We start from the raw sequence: 17,937 nt of genomic DNA on the forward strand, positions 1-17,937 counted from the left end.
GAAAAAGTGATCGGATAAAACCGAAACGACCGACCGGATTCACCGAAATACGCAAATGGACTGTTTGATGAACTAAGTTTTCACCAACAAAATGACTATTACAGCAGGCGCGAGATGCTGCCAGGGATCGAGAATACCTATCGAAATATAAGGTATTCACTTGAAGAGAATAAAGACTTTGGATTAGCAAATGATTTTTTCGTAGGGGAGATGGAAGCTAAGCGAAGGCAGCTAAAATGGTGACGGCGTTGGTTACTGAGTGTACCTGCTGCATATAAAATTTTTAGCAACTATGGGACCAGCCCATTAAGAGTGTTTTTGTGGTTGTCACTTCTCACTTTTCTAAATGCTTATCACCTTTGGGATTATTCAATTTATGCTAATGAGTCACTAATTGAGATTAATACTTCAGAAGTGAATATAAGCTCATTTGACAGTTTTGAAACGCTAATGAATTCCATCAAGATCAACGTTGAAGGAATTAGAGGGGTACTAACATATTCGATACAGACTTTGACACTTCAAAAAGATAAGCTTGAAATTTTTGATAATTTACCGAAAAACTCCCCCGTTTATTTAATAAATACGCTATACGCAGTTATAGGCCCTATTATTATTGCCTTGTTTGCCGTATCAATCCGTACGCGGATAAAACGCAACTAATCGCAATATTTACAGCATTTAGAATGCGTGAAATATGAAAGTTTTTAACTTGGGGGACTGCACCCATTTGTGCACTAGCAGCATATTTTGGCACCCAAAACGTAGTACTATGTATCACTATATAGTGTCGCTCTGACGGGAGTACCACTATATATTGCTATGTAATGTGATCAGACTATTTTCAAATCCTCTCACACCGACCAATCTCTCCTATTTTTCAATGACTTACCCCACTCATTGATTGCTCATGAAATGAGCGCCCCATAATTGCCCCATAATTAAGACATTTTTCGTTCAACGAAGCGCTTTAAACAAGCCCATTCTTTTTTTGCTGAAGCCTTAGTACCATCAAGAGTCAGGAAACTGGCAAACCAACCTAGTGTTAAAATCATCAGTACAGCTCCATTCGTGTCTTTATCATCAACAACTAAAGCCATAGCAAGCATTACGCTGGCCCATATTATCGCGTGACCGAGCACTAATGGTGAATCTGACGAGGAATTACCTTCAATTTTATTTAATACTCGACATATTCTATGGATAACTTTGGCTCGGTCAGAAGACGTCTTCATTTCTGCTTCGGGGTAGCCTAATTCACTGGTCGCTTTTTCGAAAGCGAGCTGTTCATTGGTACCTGAATTTACATCTTGTTCGATAATGCAATATAAGTGGTCTTTCAATTCATCAATTTTATCTGCATCCCAAATGTTGTGAGAGACAACCTTATTACACCAATTTTCAACAGCGTTATCGAGATCAAACATACGTTATTCTCCTTTGAAAGACATAAGTAAAGTGTATAGCTGATGCCACTGCTCTTGCATCTTGAGTAATTCTTTGCGGCCTTCATCCTGCAAGGTGTAATACTTTCGCTTTCTACCCGTGTCGGCCTTACCCCAATAGGATTCAATGAAGTCGTTTTTCTCCATGCGATGTAAAATGGGGTATAGCATTCCATCAGCCCATTCAAGCAAACCGTTTGAATGCTCTTTTACCTGCTGAATAATTTCGTAACCATAACTGTCACCATTCTTCAAAATAGAGAGTATTAACGGCGTTGCCGAAGCCGCGACTAAGTCTTTTGCAATTATTGAAGCCATAGCGTCTCTTTGCATAGAAGTGTTATGTATAACTTACATAATACTTCTATGCATGGCAATGGTTATTTTTTGAGCGGGAGCTAAGCTGTTAAAACGCAGGAGAAAATAGTGGTGTTCAGTAAGTTTATATTTGATTACCCGCTATCGGTGGGTGTCCAATAATTACCGCGTTCACTAGTCAGTTGAAACGTTCCCTCAAAATTTAACTGCTTTTAGTGTTTACTTATTGTGATATAAACACTTATTGAAGCCATTGTATTAATCGTTCAGGAGTACGTAAATGGAATTAGACACCTTACTAGGATACGTTTTTTCGTATCAAATTATCTTACTTGTGCTAATTGTTATTACCCTTAAATCGTCAATAAAATTTGTACCTCAAAACCGTGCGTACATCATTGAGCGCTTTGGTAAATACAACACCACCTTGGAAGCCGGTCTTAACTTTATTGTTCCGTTTATTGATAAGGTTGCTGCAAATCGCTCTTTAAAAGAGCAGGCGGGCGACGTTCCAGAGCAATCTGCCATTACTAAAGACAACATCACGTTAAGCGTTGATGGTGTGTTGTATTTCAAAGTGGTAGACCCTTACAAAGCCACCTACGGTGTAGAAGATTATACGTTTGCGGTAACGCAGTTGGCGCAAACCACCATGCGCTCTGAACTTGGAAAAATGGAATTGGACAAAACCTTCGAAGAGCGAGACTTATTGAATACCAATATTGTGTCTGCGCTTAACGAAGCCGCTGCGCCATGGGGCGTTCAGGTATTGCGTTACGAGCTAAAAGATATTAACCCGCCGAATTCAGTGCTAGATGCGATGGAACAGCAAATGAAGGCGGAACGATTAAAACGCGCCCAGATTTTAGAATCTGAAGGTGATCGTCAAGCAGCCATTAACCGCGCCGAAGGTGATAAACAAGCCATCGTTCTTGCTGCTGAAGCCGATAGGGAAGAGCAAATACTAAAAGCCGACGGTGAAGCGCAAGCGATTATTCGTGTTGCTCAAGCAGATGCAGAAGCCATTGAAACGGTGGGTAAAGCGGCCGCAACCCAAGAAGGGCAAAAAGCGGTGCAGCTTGAGCTAGCGAAAGGCGCTATTCAAGCGAAAGAGAAAATTGCAAAAGAGTCTTCCATTGTATTGCTGCCTGATAGTGGAACAGAAATAGGTAATGTTGTGGCACAAGCAATGACGATTGCGAACACAATAGGTAAGAAGGCGTAGCCATGGACAGTATGTTTACCAACTTACCGCACTTTTTAATTGGCATAGGCTTATTATTGCTAATTATCGAAGTATTAATGGGTTTCACCACAATACTCCTGTTGACGTTGGGCATTGCAATGATGCTGGTGTCAGGTCTTATGTATATTGGAATACTCAATGAGGAATTGTTAGATGCGTTTATTGCCATCGCGATTATTGATGCAATCCTTACATTAGTGCTTTGGCGTCCATTGAAGCTACTTCAAAAAGATCGTGCTCCTAAAGAGGTAAAGTCAGACTGGATAGGAACACAGTTCGATTTAGAAAGTGACGTGGCTCCTGGGGCGCCCGGTACCGCGCGATTTTCTGGCGTGGTATGGACAGTTAAATCTTCATCGGCCATAAGAAAGGGCGCAACGGCAGAAGTGGTGAAAGTGGAAGTAGGCGTTCTACACGTTCAGCCGGTGTAACTAACATAAAAAAGGGTCAGAGTTAATTCACCATTTCAAAGTACTCTGATCCTCTTATCATCTTTCCATTTTCCTCCTTCACGCTTTCCCTCCCGTCAAATACTGGCAGTGGGTGTCCACAAAGCCTCTCTCAAATTTTAACTCGATTTCCACATCTTTATTTCCGAGTTTGGTGTAAAATACGGTTATCACGCATGAGGTGTTGTTCTAGTTTATTTGTGCGAAGGCATCTGAGTATATCTAAGTATAAAGGGTGCGCTTATTTCTAATCTTGCCATCATTTTTGAACGGTGCAGGAAGTTGAACCGCTACACATCTATTCACGTTGAAAGCTAGAACCGCTGTAATATTGAACATACAAAATATGAGATTTATAAATGACGAAATTTGATGACAGAGTTAAAGAGATAATCACTAAACACCCTAACTTAACGCAAGAAGAAGCGATCAAGATTGTAACCGACAAGAACGAGCGCAAGAAAAAGAAAAGAGCGGAACGTTCTGACAAGAAATAGCCCGTTTAAAGCCTCGCTATAAAAGTGGGTGTCATAGCCGTAAAATATAAGACAATGTGTAGTTAAATTCCCACGCATCTTTAAGATTTTTGTCTAATTTGAATCTAAATAATAAAGCCCCAAACACATCTGTTAGGGGCTTTCTTTTAGCTATATAAGCGTAACACTAAAGCGGCTCGGAGAAGCTACTTACTTTTTGCATATTGCCGAGCCTATAGCGTTAACAATCTGCTGCTATGATAGATTCAAGTATGGTGATAATAACATCCGGAAGAGGTTCACCGATAACTTGTTCGGCAGCTAACGACACTTTGTAATTGGCACTTTGCCCCTGCATAACTAGGGCTGCATTTAAATCGTCAGATAAATAGGGTTGTACAAGAGTTTGAATGTCTGACCAAGCGATATCTTTACATTCCACTACAATCTTGTGTGATTGTCGCGCTTGCTTGGGGTCAAAAGCGTAGCTGTTTACTGAAAGTGCCGTCAGTATTAATGCAAATGCAACGTACTTCATTGCTGGTGCCTTACAAAGATAATTAGGGGCGTAATGAAAAGTTACACTATTGAAGCAAGCAATAGCCAGTAGTAATAACGTTTTTTGTTCAGTTTAAGGCAATCGTAAAAGGCGCTTTAAATTGGGGTTTTGGCTTTCCATCTGCATCCGTTTTCCTAATTAACCACGCTTGAACAATCATGTTCACTTTGCCGTTTATTTTGTTAAAACCAATTGTCATCATGTGTTCATTCGTTCTGTCTCGCCAGTATGAAGAAAACCATCTGCCTTTCGTTGTGGTGAGTTGGTATGGCTCATCATAATAGTTAACGTTACTTTCTGGCCAATTCACATCCAGCTTGGCTTTCGGGTCGGGAAACTTTTCAGGGCAATAACTTGGCTTAGATGAGGCAACAGAGTTCACGCCAGTAAGGTTCGATGTTGGTGATGCCACGACTTCAATGAGTTTAACTCCCTTTGTACCAATATCTACCGAGCATATACGGCCAAAGTGCACATCGCCCGACAGTACAACAATGTCATGGCTGGCAGTAGCAAGGGCATTTAAAAGCGCGGTGTATTGTTTTTTAAAGCTTAGCAAGTTGCGTTCTAGCTTATTTTCTTGGGTGACTAAAACCTGCGGAATGACCAATACCCCAGGTGTGGTAAGTGTGGTTATCCATTCAATGAGCTCAGCAAATCCCGCTTTGTTGATAAACTGGGTTTTTGACCGTGAAGAGCGTAAATCGGCGATGCAAAAAGACAAATCGTTACCAATAGTGAAGGTTTCAACCAGCGCTTTCGTTTGCTGAATGCGCTTAACACCATCTTCAGATGCGCCTTTCCACGCGGCGCGAATTTTAGGGATTTTCAACATGTATAGGGTAGGTACTATGCCATCATAAAAAGGGTAATCATTCCAATATTCGTGGTCGTCCGGTAGCATCCATGTGCCGCCACGAGAAAGCATGCTTCCTAGTGCTTGCCAGTGTTTTGCGTAGTCATCGGCAATTCTAAGTCTTACTTCGTTGGTTAGCGGGGAAAGAGAGTCAGCGCCAATATCTAAGTAAACTTGGTCGCCTACCATGAACTTTATGTCGGGTTTAAACACCTTATTATTGTTTGCGAACAGCGTTTTGAAGGCTTGAGCAGTTTGGCCATAGTCTTTGTGTTCATAGAAACAGCTGCTTAAAGAAACCGTAAAAGCGTTTGTCTCGCTGGTGGGAAGTGCTAAAGGCAAGGTACTGAAATAAGCCGTTTTTAACAGAAGCCAATCGCCTGCGTAATCCAGAGCATCGCCTTCTAGTTGTTGAAAAAAAACCACTTTGTATTCTTGATTTGGCAGCAAGTTATATAGCGTTAAAAGCACATAAAATCGCTTGCTGACGCGGCGAAAAGGGCGTTGCCATTGATCTAGCGTAATATCTACTCGGCTTATCTCGGTATTATTTATATATACAATTACACGGCTAATCGCCGGTTTTCTTAAATAAAGGAATAAAGTGCCCGTCCAAATTTCAGCACTGTGTTCTGAAACCTTATGAGGCACTAAGCTCCAAACCGATGTGTCTGAAAGAAGATCGGGTATCTCGTTCTCAATACTGCTCCGATTGACTATTTCCATATAGCAGCCCGCGTGAGTTAGGGGTGAATTGACAGTAATGGGTTAGTGCAATCTAGTATTAATTCACCAGTTGCGTGTTTACTTTTTATACTTTGTAGTGACTAAGCGCTTTGTCTATTGATACTGCGGTGTCAGACGTAGTTTGTGCCGATTTCGATGTTTCTTCTACATAGCGTGCACTGTCTTGTGCAGACTCGCGTATGGTCTCAATATTTACACTCAGCTGTTCGGTTACCTGGCTTTGCTCTTCTGCCACACTTGCCATTTCAATATTCGTGTTGCGAATGCTATCAATTCTGTCGTTTAGATTCGTGATTTCGTTCGCGATACGTTCACACTGTGCTTCTACATCTTCTGATAATGTGGAGCATTCAGTAATTGAGGTATTAACTGAAACCACCGCATTTTGCACTTTAGAAATATTGCTCTGGATTTCTTTTATCGATTCTTGAGTTCTCACGGCCAGTTGTCTAACTTCGTCAGAGACCACCGCAAACCCCCGTCCATGTTCACCAGCCCTTGCCGACTCAATGGCCGCGTTTAGAGCCAGTAAGTTGGTTTGATCTGCAATGGCTTCAATAACAGAAAGTACACTTCCAATATTGCTAGAAAGTTGGGTGAGGTTGTCAGAATATTGAGCCGTTTCAACTAATGCAGCGCGTTGTTCTTTCGCTAAATTTGATGTGTTTACCACTAAGTCTCGGGTAGAGCCAGCAACCCCCGTTATTTCTACCGAAAGGGTCTCAGCGGTAGCAGCGCTTTGCGCAACAGACTGTGCAGTGGCGTTTAGCTCTGCAATAGCCGTAGCCACTTGTTCAGTTTCCATTACTTGTTTAGATACTGCTTGATTAGAGCGCCGGGAAATATCAGAAAGTTGTACGCAACTCGACGAAATTTGCTGAGTGGATTTTCTCGTTTCACAGATGGTGGCCTGCAGTTTGTCTAACAGTTGGTTAAAGCTGTTACTGATATCATTAATTTCCTCTGTGTGGCCCGTTTCAAAACGTTGCGTTAAGTCGCCATCATCGCCAGTTAAATCGCTTATACGTCTGGTTAGTGTATTAAGTGGAGTTGAAACAGTACGGTTAATCAGCCACACCAAAATAGCAATCAGTAGGGCAGAGGCTACAAAAAGTGAAACCAATAAAATACCTAATCTAGACATAACGCGAGTGGCTACTTCATCTTTAGAGTAGCCAATTGATAGGCTATAGCGCCACGCTTCGAACGGATAAGACTGAATGTCCCAGCGTGCACTTTCATTAGCATTGGCGCTAATTTCATGTTCGCTAATATTGTCGCTGTGAGCGCGGACTCTGCCTTTATCATCTTTAAGTACCACATAACCTTTAGATAACACACTGGCATTATTAATGGCTTTAGTCAGGGTACTGATATCTGCGCTATAGCCTACATAGAGAATGCCAATCACCTCGTTAGCGTTAGTTATGATAGGGCGATATGCAGTAATGTATGGCTTACCTAATATATCAACCTGGCCAACAAAGGTTTGCTTATTGTTGATGGCTTTCATTGCCAAACCGCCTTTAGACAACAGCGTACCTGTTGCCCGCTGGCCATTAGGCTTTGTCACGTTGGTGGCTATTCTCTTATAGTCATCGCCTTCACGAACGAAAACGGTAGCAGTACCATTAACTTGCCTAGTGACTTCATCTACCAGCGCATTTGAATCATTGATCAGAGTGTCACCAAAATACAACGAGGGAGTGGAAGCTGAGTTTGTGACAATTCTTGGTTCTCCTAGGCGCTGTGTATTAGCGACCAAGACATTTAGTGCAGCATCCACTTGCTGCTTCATTAAACTGTCGGTGATATCTAGCAAGCCTAACAATTCGTGTTTTAACTCTTGCCGTTCTTCTATGGCTTGTTGCTCAATATCTGTATTGATTGAAAACCACAAATAGCTAGAGATAGCTAGCCCAGTTATAGCCACCATTAAACTGATCGATTGAATTAGAATTTTGCTAATAGTTTTTGGCTTTGTTGCAGGGGGTGTCATAACTGCCTCTTACATCTGAAATAACAATTTTAAAGCTGTGTTGTTCAACCTTGTTTTCTGAATACCTCATGGAGAGTTAGTAAGCTTGCAAGTGCGATTAAACTAACTCGTTAAGGTAATAATGTTGAACTTCTTTTAGCCCATACAGAAAATAGTGAATCAACCTTAAACGTCGTGCTTGATAGAGTATAGATGAAAGTATAGTGCCCACCCATGTTAGGAGCTAAAATTTAATATTGTTTAAAACGCCGTTGATAACCCTCCTTTGGTTGAGTAAAGTGTTTGGCAAAAATAACTAGAAAAAATCAAAGGAATGAACTGCATGAAAGCTGTTGTACTAGCAATATTTGCCTTATTTTCTGCTGAGGCATTTTCAGAAATAGAACCCCTTGGACCTGATGAAGGATACGTTGCCATAGCGCTGTATTCTAAAGGCTATTCGGAAAGCATTGTTTTAAAAGGCAATGGCTTTGGAAACAAGTTTACTTTCGGCCCGTTAAACTACTCCCAGCATATCGAAGTCATTAAAATGCCAGCAGGTACTTACTCATGGACAGAGGTATTTGAACGTACTGGTTCCTTAGAAAAAGGTAATTTATTAAAAATCTATTACGATTTATCTGACGATAATTTAACCTTTTCCGTAAAACCCGGCGTGTTGAACTACACTGGCTTACTGATGATTGAAAAGCTGGGCCGTCAGCTTCAAGTAAGACAGCTAAACAGAGCATCAATTATCCTCAAAATTCTAGAGCAGGATCACCCTGGTTACATAGGCAAGTTCGATGTAGTAAACGGTATTTATCCGAACGATCACTATATTGATTTTTACCTCACTCATGCATTAAAAGAGGGAGAGTAAAATATGTCACATTTTAAAATTATACTTTTAGTCATACTTTCAAGCTTAGTGTTCATTAGCTCATCTATTCAAGCTGTAGACGAAGAGGCTAAGAATGAAAATATAAGCGACTTTTTCAAAGCATCTAAGTACAAGTTATTTTCAATAAACCCTTCAGGCACAGCGGTCGCATTTATAGAGCCCAAAGCAGCCACGTACGATCTTGTTGTTTATGATCTGAAACGGGGCACTATGGACGACCCCATAACGTTCGAGCGTCAGCAGCTTCAAGTTCAACATAAAAACAAGATAATGAGTTGGGAAACTCACTATAATAAAATTTATGAGCTTAAGTGGCTCTCAGATAGCTTTCTTTCGCTTAAGCAACATTCTAATGGCCGTTTTCACCGCTATGTTCTTGTTGAGTTCGCAGACAGAAGCCAGCAACCGAATCCAGCTTTTAGGCTTTCATATCTTTCCCAGAATGGTTATTGGGTTGATACACTGCCTAATCAAGAACATAAGGCTATTTTTGCCCGTTACGAACATTCTGATGATTACGATTATTACATCGACTTATTTAAGCTCGATCTTACTGAAAAGATTTCTGAGTCAAATTTTCGTAGAAAACTACGACTTAATAAAACGGGGCCGAAACTCCATAATTGGGTATTTGACAGTAAAGGTTGGCGATTGGCTGGTACACGAACTGTTGATGAAGTCACTGAGCTGTTTGCAAGAACAGGAAGCAAGCCTAGGAAATACCGTTACAAGTCTGTGTGGGAAAGTAAAAAAGGTGATGTTCTAAAAGTTGTTGGTGGTAATGCGGAAAAGCTGCTTTTGCTCACCAATCACAATAGCGACAAAATCAATTTACGTACCTTTGATATTGAAACTCAACAATTTTCTGAGGTTGTTTTTGAGCACCCACTTTACGATTTAACTGCTGCCATTAGACACCCTGAAACGAAAGATATCATCGGTGTGTCTTTTATTGAAAAAGGCATGGCGAAACAGGTTTATTTCTCTGACGACTACAGCGCGCTAACCACTAGGCTCAGTAAATCAACGGAAATCGAAGGGGTTTATGCAGTAGATATGGATAAGTCGGGGAACAATATTATTTTCGTGGCTGATGACAGCGCGAACCCAGGCCAAACTTACTATTACAATCGAACTACTGACAGTTTCAGTCACCTTATTGATTTGTATCCTTGGCTTTCCAATAAGTCGCTTAGTAAAACAAAGCTACTGCGCTTAGAAGCGGAAGATGGGGTAACGCTAGAAGCGTTCCTAACCCTGCCAAGTACCAAAAATCCTCCCTTGGTGGTTATTCCTCATGGCGGCCCTATAGGCGTGAGTGACTCGCGTCATTATTCGGGCAATATACAAGTCTTAGTTGATGCAGGCTTTGCCACACTGCAAGTTAATTACAGAGGCTCGGCAGGTTATGGAAAGGCCTTTAAGCAACAGGGGCTTCAGCAATGGGGGCGCCTTATTGAAGATGATATTGAGCAAGCTCTCGCTTACACCAAAGAAAATTACGATGTAAACCCAAACCAGGTCTGTATTGTAGGGGGCAGCTATGGCGGCTACTCAGCCTTGTACAGTGTTATTCGTTCCCCGCAGCTTTATAAGTGTGCAGCGTCTTTTGCTGGGGTCACCGATCTTGCTTTACGGTTCCAACGAAGCGATGCCCAACGGGATGACATGATGCGAGCACTGACAGAGATAATGGGCGACCCTAAAACTCAGCAAGATGAGTTATTTAAATACTCACCTTTATATCAATTTAAAGGTATTACAAAGCCTGTTTTTATTGCCCATGGAACTGATGACAATATTGTCGATATTGAGCATTCTTATCGTCTGCATTTTGCATTAAAAGACCACGGTATAAAACACAAGTGGATGGTAATGGACGACGTGGGCCACGGCTTTTCATATCCTGATGATGCAGCGGTGTATTACAATGCACTCATTGAGTTTCTAAATTCGCAACTTAACGAAGAATAAACTTTACTTAACCATTAATTTTTACTCCAGTTTTAGCACGGGTTATCGTTATCAAGATAACCCGTGTTCTCCAGCGATTTCACTTTATCCTTTTCGATTTCATCTTTTCCCATTTTAAATCAATGCCCTTGGCAAGTGTTTTGCTTTCTTTCATTTTGCTTAACAAAATAAACCCAGTGTCTTGCAGTGAAGCCTGAAAAAAACAAAATAGAACAAAACAAATCGAGGAATGGGCATGGTGAACAATAAACTAAAACGCCGAGCGTTTATGCAAGGTATTGGCGCAGGTACGATAGCTGCATCACTTGCCGGGTGTGCTACATCATCAAATAAAACCCCAACAAACCGCGTGTTTCAGCGCCCGTTTTCCCGAAAGCCTATGGTAGCCCCGAAAATCTCCGCCAATAACATTGTGACTGAAATTGTGGGGCATCGCCCTTACAGGCCCGAAGGTTTTGTAGTGAAAAGCGAAGCATTTGGGAATAAAACATTAGTGCACAATTACGGGCATGGGGGCGGTGGTATTTCCCTATCTTGGGGCTCTTCGGCACTGGCAGTGAATGAAGTTGCTAATGTTGAAACCAAAGAAGCGGCTATTATCGGTAGCGGGGTCATGGGGTTAACCACCGCGCGCTTACTACAAGAAGCGGGCTGGAAGGTGACTTTGTATACTAAAGCTATGCCTCGCTTTACCACCTCGCAAGTGGCAGGTGGAGAATGGGGCCCATACAGTGTGCACGACCCATTAATATCTAGCAGCGTGTTTAAAACCCAATTGCAGCAAGCAGCAAAAATAGCACACAGCACCTTTGCGAAGATGGTGGGGAAGGATTACGGCATTCAATGGAAAGAGCTATATACCGCCGGAAATAAAAAGCCAGAAAGTGAAGGGGGTTTTAGACAATATTACCCTTACACAAAGGTGTATGGCCCAGAGCAGCACCCATTTCCAACCGATTACTGCACATCATCAGCCACCATGTTGGTGGAAACCACCACATTTTTAAGGCGCTTAGTGACTGATATTCGATTATCGGGCGGTGAATTTGTGATACACGAATTTACCAGCCAAGACGATATTCACTTATTAGCTGAGCCCATTGTTTTCAACTGCACTGGTTTAGGCTCAAGAGCATTGTTTAACGATGAAGGTATTATGCCAGCCAAAGGCCAGTTGGTATTGTTACCACCAGACCCTGCGGTTGATTACCTCACGGTCGGTGGCGGTTCAGACGTTTTATACATGTTCTCTAGAAACGACTATATGATATTAGGTGGAACCTTTAAACTAAACGATTGGACTACCGAGCCCGATCCTATCGAGACGGCAAGGATCATCAGCGAAAGCCAAGCTTTCTTCTCTTCTATTACTTAACAAGAACCGCTAGCAAGCACGCGAGACTTGATTTCGTGAGTCGATATCGAGAACATAAACAGAAATATGCAGTTTGAAATGACTCGCTAAAATTAAACATCTAGATTTGGAAAATACGTGAAATTCATAAGTACTTTACTGCTTGTTTTAATAGTAAGCGGCTGTCAGGCTCATCAAAATGCGCAAGAACACAGTCAAAACCAAAACCAAAACCTAAAGCAGGCTCAGCAAGACATTCAAACATCAATAAGTACTGTGTCACCGGCTTTTGAACTTATTACCTTAGGTGACACGGGCGGTATTGAAGATGGAAACCTAAGTTCGTTTTTATTACGCAGCATAGAAGACGAGAACTTTATTAGCTTAGACGCAGGCTCTTTAGTGAACGGCATTAACGTGGCGCTCGAAAACAAAGCTTTTGATAGCTTAACTACCACACCAGACCCTGCGTTAAACCCAAATGGTAATATTCTGCATCATCATGTGAAAGCCTATTTGCTTAGCCATGGGCACCTTGACCACGTCGCTGGGCTTTTGATTGCATCCCCTGATGACAGCAGCAAGCCTATTTATGCGCTTTCGTCGGTAAATCAAACCATGAGCGATACTTATTTTAATTGGCAGGCATGGGCTAATTTTACCAACCGTGGCATCGCGCCAAAGTTAAATAAGTACGATGTTATCGACTTAGCGCCCGAGGAAACGGTAGAAATTAAAGATACGGCCCTTACGGTAACGCCGTTCAGCTTAAGCCATCCGTTAGAGTCCACCGCATTTGTGATTGAGCATAATAACGATATGTTTGTGTATTTTGGTGATACCGGGCCAGATGAAGTAGAAAAGCAAGGAAAGCTAGATGCAGTGTGGCGTTATCTCGCACAGCAAATGCAGCATAAAACCCTTCGAGGTATTTCCATTGAAGTCTCGTTCGACAACACACGGCCTGACAATCTGTTATTTGGCCACCTTACGCCTAAATGGTTGATGCAAGAGCTCACCAAGTTTCATGCGTTGGTGGAAGACAAAGAACAACTTAGCAATATGAAGGTTATCATTAGCCACATAAAATACAGCTTGAAGAGAGGCACAGATCCGCGAGCTGTTATTGCACAAGAATTAGAAAGTGCGAATGCACTAGGCTTTAACTTTATATTAGCGAAACAAGGGCAAGTGCTCGCGTTATAAATTGATTTTTTGACTAAATGGTCAGTATTTTTATGGAGAGCATTGTTGTTTCAGTGCTAACTCGGTATAAAAGAGTATTACTTGCACCTAGGTCTAAGAATTGAATCGACTTTTACTTACCGCAATAGCGTTCGTTAGTTACATGATAATGTCGGGGTTACTCACTCAAATTGGCGTTATTTTGAATGCTGTATCGTCTTCGCTGAATGCCACGCCGGCAGCAACCGTTGGCGTGTTTTCTTGGCTAACTGGCGGCGCGCTGTGCGGTACATTCGCATCACTATTCTTGTACGCTCGCCATTCACTGAAGCAAGTACTCATTGCTAATTACACGCTGTTTTTGGCGATTATGCTGGTATTGGTCGTGGTAGCGCCTACTACCTATTGGCCGCTTGCAATATTGCTTTGGGGGCTTGGAGTAGGCTGTGGTTGTGGCCTTGCTGGTGGGGCGGTTGTTTTATCCAAGACTTATCATGAAGCAAAAAGAGCTTCGGCATTTTTAGCCACCGACTGCGCGTTCAGTGCCGCGGGGTTTATCTTTCCCTCTTTAGCCGCCGTAATCATTGCCGCGCAAATAGATTGGGTTTACAGCTATGGGGCTGTGGGGGCGTTGGCACTAGTACTTTGGGCAACCTTATTTTTTGTTCGCTTTCCTGCCACTGAGGCCGACGATACTAATGCGGCATCGGCATTGTCACAATTCAAACGGGTATTAACCCCTAGGGTGTGTTTAATTGCCTTGGGCGTTTGTGCTTATTTAATTGCCCAAACTACTTTTCTTACTTGGTCTCCCAATTACTTACAACATACGTTCGGGGTAAGCGAAAAAGTATCGGCGCAGGCCGTTGGAAATTATTGGGGTATGTCTATTTTCGGATTAATTACCGCCGCTATTTTCGTGAATAAAATTCCGCAGCGCTCGTTATTGATGTTGGTAACCGTGTTAGCAAGCCTGATCACTTTCACATTTATGTTAGCTTCCTCTGCGGAATGGTTTTTATTTACTAGCTACCTATTTGGGTTTACCACGACCTGCATATATAAAATTGCGATATCTGTTGGTTCTCAGCAACTAGCGTCAGCGCCCGCCGTGCTCGTCACCTTTTTATTATTCAGTGGCAATGTAGGCAGCACAATTGCACCCATTTTATCTGGTTGGGTGGTGCAGTTATTTGGCGTACAAAGCGCAATTATTATGACATGGGTTGGCTATACCTTTGTGGCGCTTGTGTTTGGTTTTTGTTTATTGTTGGAAAAACGTGAGCGGCGTGCCCACGCGTAAGGAATTAAAAATGGAAAAGATTATTTTTGATACCGACCCAGGTATTGATGACGCTATGGCGATTTTATTTGCCCAGGCAAGTGCCGATATTGATTTGCTGGCTATTACAACCGGCTTCGGTAATGCGAATATAGACACCGCCACGCGTAATGCCTTGTACCTTAAAAAGCGCTTTAATTTAAGCGCAGATGTGGCCCGTGGTGCAAAAGAGCCGTTAGTTATCCCGGTAGATGAGCCTGCCGATTTTGTTCATGGTGATAACGGCTTGGGCAACGTTGATATTGATGAAACTGACTTACCGAGTGAAGTGTCACTTGCCGCTCACGATTACATTATTGAAAAGGTGAAAGCCAGCCCCGGTGAAATTACGTTAGTAGCGGTAGGGCGTATGACTAACTTAGCGCTGGCACTTCGAAAATGCCCTGAAATTATTAATTTAGTGAAGCGTGTGGTGATTATGGGCGGTGCGTTTGGTTACCATGGTAATACAGGCAACGTAACCCCGTATGCCGAAGCCAATATTATAGGCGACCCGCATGCCGCAGACGAAGTGCTTACCGCTGACTGGCCGGTAACCGTAGTAGGGCTAGATGTCACTAAAAAGGTGATAATGAGTAACGATTACTTGGCACGCCTTGCTGAGTGTTCGCCTACATATGGGCCTTTTATTTATGACATCACCCGTTTTTACGCTAACTTTCATCAACAAACAGACCAAGTTGATGGCATATACGTACACGACTCATCAGCCATTATGCAGGTGATAGCACCAGAGCTTTTTGAAACTGTTGAAGGGCCTATTCGTGTGATCACAGAAGGCCCTGCCATAGGCCATACTATGCAAAAAACGGTAGCAAAGCGTTTTCCTATCGATGAATGGGCAGATTGTCCAGCGCAATCGGTTTGTTCAGACGTGGATGTAGATGCTTATTTGGCTAAGTATAAAGACATACTTAGCCAAGCCGGCTTTTGATTAACGGGTTGCTAAGTTACTAATAAGTTTCTAGATTAACTAACGAGTTGCGCCGCCACTGCCCGGTGGCGCGCCATTAGGGTTTGGGTATCTAACCCAATAATTTGCCCTTCTTTTACTCGCCATTTTCCGCCAATCATTACCTGTTCGGCTTTATCTGCGCCACATAGTAGCAGCGCAGAGATAGGGTCGTGACTGCCACTAAAACGTAGCTCATCGAGTTTGAAAAAGGCCAGGTCGGCTTGTTTGCCCACCGCTATTTCACCTATGTCACTACGGCCTATAAGCGATGCAGAACCTTTAGTCGCCCAGCCTAGAATTAATTCTGGGGTAATTTTCGCTGCACCATATTTTAAGCGCTGTAAGTAAAGTGCTTGGCGGGCTTCATACATCATGTTCGATGCATCGTTAGAGGCAGAGCCATCTACGCCTAAGCCAATAGGCGAACCGGCTTCAATCAGTTCAAGGGTAGGGCACATGCCAGAGGCCAAGCGCATGTTTGAAACCGGACAATGCGTTATGCCTGTACCGGCCGCACCCAAGCGGCGAATTTCATCTTCGTTAAAATGAATACCATGAGCTAACCATGTTCTATCGCTTAACCAGCCCACACTTTCTAGATAATCGACGGTGCGCATGCCAAACATCTTTAAACAGAAATCTTCTTCATCTAGCGTTTCAGCTAAATGGGTGTGTAAACGCACGTCTTCATCTTTCGCCAGTTGTGCGCTGTCGGCCATAATTTCTCGAGTAACAGAGAATGGAGAGCAAGGTGCTAAGGCTATTTGCATCCACGCGCCTTCACCACGCTCATGGTAGGTGTTTATTAGCCGTTGACTGTCTTTTAGTATTGCATCACCACTTTGCACGGTGTGCCTAGGGGGCAGGCCACCTTCATCTTCACCCAAGCTCATTGAACCGCGAGTAAGCAGGGCGCGCATGCCCATACGTTTTACTGAGTCTACTTGTACGTCTATGGCATCTTCCATGCCGGTAGGGAATAAATAGTGGTGATCGGTAGTGGTAGTACAGCCAGACAGTAATAATTCAGCTAACGCCACATCGCAGGCTAGCGACAACGCATTCGGGGTAAGTTTTGCCCAAACCGGATATAAGGTTTTAAGCCAAGGAAATAACGGCTGATTAACCACAGGTGCCCATGCGCGGGTGAGGGTTTGATAAAAGTGATGGTGCGTATTAATTAGCCCCGGAAGCATCACCAATTGAGAGGCATCTTCTGTTTCATCAATAGGCGTTACTGGTGTTTGACCAGCACCAACAAGCTCAACAATTTTGCTGCCTTGCACCACAATGCCGCCTGCGGCATCTAACTCGTTACCCGTAAAAACGGCTTGCGGGTTTTTAATCCAGAGTGTTTTTGATGTAGATGAAGGCTTATCTTGAGGTTTATTTTGAGGCTTAAACAAGGGCGATAATTCAGACATAACTTGGCTCCATAAAATAATAAAAATTAAAGATGCCAGCTCAGTTATGCCCTGTCTGCTGATCCAGGGGGCGTTTGTTGTTACAAACGACTGCTAATTAACCGAAATTTCCAACGGTTAATTCAATGAAGAAGTGTAATGCTAATGCATTTTAGGTTCGATTTAAAGCGCTTCTGCGAGGTGATAATTGTACTGTTGTGGTATTACGCTAAACTTCATTTTAACTGTTACACTAAAAGCAGCAGCTTAATGAAGAGATGGAAACCACATGCCCGATAATAAATTTAGACTAGTTACTCGAAGCGATTTTGATGGATTAGTTTGTGCCGTGCTATTGAAAGATTTAGATCTCATCGATGATATTTTATTTGTGCACCCTAAAGATATGCAAGATGGCAAAATAGATATTACTGAGAATGACATAACCACTAATCTGCCTTATGTGGCGGGCTGTCATATTGCGTTTGATCATCATCTTAGTGAAACAGTTCGAAACGCGAGTGACATTAAAAATCATGTAATCGACCCTGAGGCACCTTCTGCTGCGCGAGTGGTATATGACTATTACGGCGGCGCAGAAAAGTTTCCCAGTATTTCTGTTGATATGATGGAAGCCGTAGATAAAGGAGATGCCGCGCAATTTTCCGAAGAAGAAATACTAGAGCCAACCGATTGGGTATTGATGAACTTCATCATGGATGCCCGAACTGGTTTGGGGCGTTTCC

General features: G+C 42.7%; 15 protein-coding genes and 1 pseudogene. 10 read left to right on the forward strand and 6 right to left on the reverse strand.

The window, feature by feature from the left end; translation table 11 throughout:
- Window positions 1–941: 941 nt before the first annotated feature.
- Window positions 942–1,427: a hypothetical protein gene (locus AAC006_RS20510; RefSeq protein ID WP_013783573.1), complete on the reverse strand. Its 486-nt coding sequence runs from the start codon at window positions 1,425–1,427 to the stop codon at window positions 942–944.
- 3 nt (window positions 1,428–1,430) lie between these two features.
- Window positions 1,431–1,763 carry a PadR family transcriptional regulator gene (locus AAC006_RS20515; protein WP_013783574.1) on the reverse strand — a complete coding sequence of 111 codons (333 nt, stop codon included), beginning with the start codon at window positions 1,761–1,763 and terminating at the stop codon, window positions 1,431–1,433.
- A gap of 280 nt (window positions 1,764–2,043) precedes the next feature.
- Between AAC006_RS20515 and AAC006_RS20520 the strand changes: the two genes are divergently transcribed.
- The 3 genes from AAC006_RS20520 to AAC006_RS20530 all read left to right on the forward strand — a co-directional run bounded on the left by AAC006_RS20520 (window position 2,044) and on the right by AAC006_RS20530 (window position 3,955).
- On the forward strand, window positions 2,044–2,988 hold the full coding sequence (locus AAC006_RS20520) for a slipin family protein (protein ID WP_013783575.1): 945 nt from the start codon (window positions 2,044–2,046) through the stop codon (window positions 2,986–2,988).
- Between the two features lie 2 nt (window positions 2,989–2,990).
- Window positions 2,991–3,440, forward strand: a complete 450-nt coding sequence (locus AAC006_RS20525) for an NfeD family protein (protein ID WP_208805881.1) — start codon at window positions 2,991–2,993, stop codon at window positions 3,438–3,440.
- 377 nt (window positions 3,441–3,817) lie between these two features.
- Window positions 3,818–3,955, forward strand: coding sequence for a hypothetical protein (locus tag AAC006_RS20530; protein ID WP_013783578.1), 138 nt, complete (start codon window positions 3,818–3,820; stop codon window positions 3,953–3,955).
- Between the two features lie 220 nt (window positions 3,956–4,175).
- Here AAC006_RS20530 and AAC006_RS20535 read toward each other — a convergent pair whose 3' ends face one another.
- The 3 genes from AAC006_RS20535 to AAC006_RS20545 form a co-directional block, all read right to left on the reverse strand.
- On the reverse strand, window positions 4,176–4,472 hold the full coding sequence (locus AAC006_RS20535) for a hypothetical protein (protein WP_208805880.1): 297 nt from the start codon (window positions 4,470–4,472) through the stop codon (window positions 4,176–4,178).
- A gap of 88 nt (window positions 4,473–4,560) precedes the next feature.
- On the reverse strand, window positions 4,561–6,075 hold the full coding sequence (locus AAC006_RS20540) for a hypothetical protein (protein ID WP_244360723.1): 1,515 nt from the start codon (window positions 6,073–6,075) through the stop codon (window positions 4,561–4,563).
- A gap of 85 nt (window positions 6,076–6,160) precedes the next feature.
- Entirely contained in the window at window positions 6,161–8,095 is a 1,935-nt protein-coding gene (locus AAC006_RS20545; protein WP_208805879.1) for a Cache 3/Cache 2 fusion domain-containing protein, read from the reverse strand.
- 322 nt (window positions 8,096–8,417) lie between these two features.
- Between AAC006_RS20545 and AAC006_RS20550 the strand changes: the two genes are divergently transcribed.
- The 6 genes from AAC006_RS20550 (at window position 8,418) to AAC006_RS20575 (ending at window position 15,767) form a co-directional block, all read left to right on the forward strand.
- Window positions 8,418–8,957: a hypothetical protein gene (locus tag AAC006_RS20550; protein ID WP_208805878.1), complete on the forward strand. Its 540-nt coding sequence runs from the start codon at window positions 8,418–8,420 to the stop codon at window positions 8,955–8,957.
- 3 nt (window positions 8,958–8,960) lie between these two features.
- Window positions 8,961–10,952 (forward strand): prolyl oligopeptidase family serine peptidase, encoded by a 1,992-nt coding sequence (locus AAC006_RS20555; RefSeq protein ID WP_208805877.1) that lies wholly within the window; start codon window positions 8,961–8,963, stop codon window positions 10,950–10,952.
- Window positions 10,953–11,187: 235 nt separating this feature from the next.
- Entirely contained in the window at window positions 11,188–12,327 is a 1,140-nt protein-coding gene (locus tag AAC006_RS20560) for an FAD-dependent oxidoreductase (protein WP_208805876.1), read from the forward strand.
- A 117-nt stretch (window positions 12,328–12,444) separates the two neighbouring features.
- Window positions 12,445–13,512, forward strand: a complete 1,068-nt coding sequence (locus tag AAC006_RS20565; RefSeq protein ID WP_208805875.1) for a 3',5'-cyclic-nucleotide phosphodiesterase — start codon at window positions 12,445–12,447, stop codon at window positions 13,510–13,512.
- Window positions 13,513–13,612: 100 nt separating this feature from the next.
- Window positions 13,613–14,794 (forward strand): MFS transporter TsgA, encoded by a 1,182-nt coding sequence (tsgA, locus tag AAC006_RS20570; protein ID WP_208805874.1) that lies wholly within the window; start codon window positions 13,613–13,615, stop codon window positions 14,792–14,794.
- A gap of 10 nt (window positions 14,795–14,804) precedes the next feature.
- On the forward strand, window positions 14,805–15,767 hold the full coding sequence (locus AAC006_RS20575) for a nucleoside hydrolase (RefSeq protein WP_126873008.1): 963 nt from the start codon (window positions 14,805–14,807) through the stop codon (window positions 15,765–15,767).
- A 35-nt stretch (window positions 15,768–15,802) separates the two neighbouring features.
- Here AAC006_RS20575 and AAC006_RS20580 read toward each other — a convergent pair whose 3' ends face one another.
- Window positions 15,803–17,212 carry an 8-oxoguanine deaminase gene (locus AAC006_RS20580; protein WP_208805873.1) on the reverse strand — a complete coding sequence of 470 codons (1,410 nt, stop codon included), beginning with the start codon at window positions 17,210–17,212 and terminating at the stop codon, window positions 15,803–15,805.
- 268 nt (window positions 17,213–17,480) lie between these two features.
- Between AAC006_RS20580 and AAC006_RS20585 the strand changes: the two are divergent.
- Window positions 17,481–17,937 (forward strand): annotated as a pseudogene (locus AAC006_RS20585) (exopolyphosphatase); the annotation flags it as partial.

This window comes from uncultured Alteromonas sp. (genome assembly GCF_963976965.1).
Classification (GTDB): Bacteria; Pseudomonadota; Gammaproteobacteria; order Enterobacterales; family Alteromonadaceae; genus Alteromonas; species Alteromonas naphthalenivorans.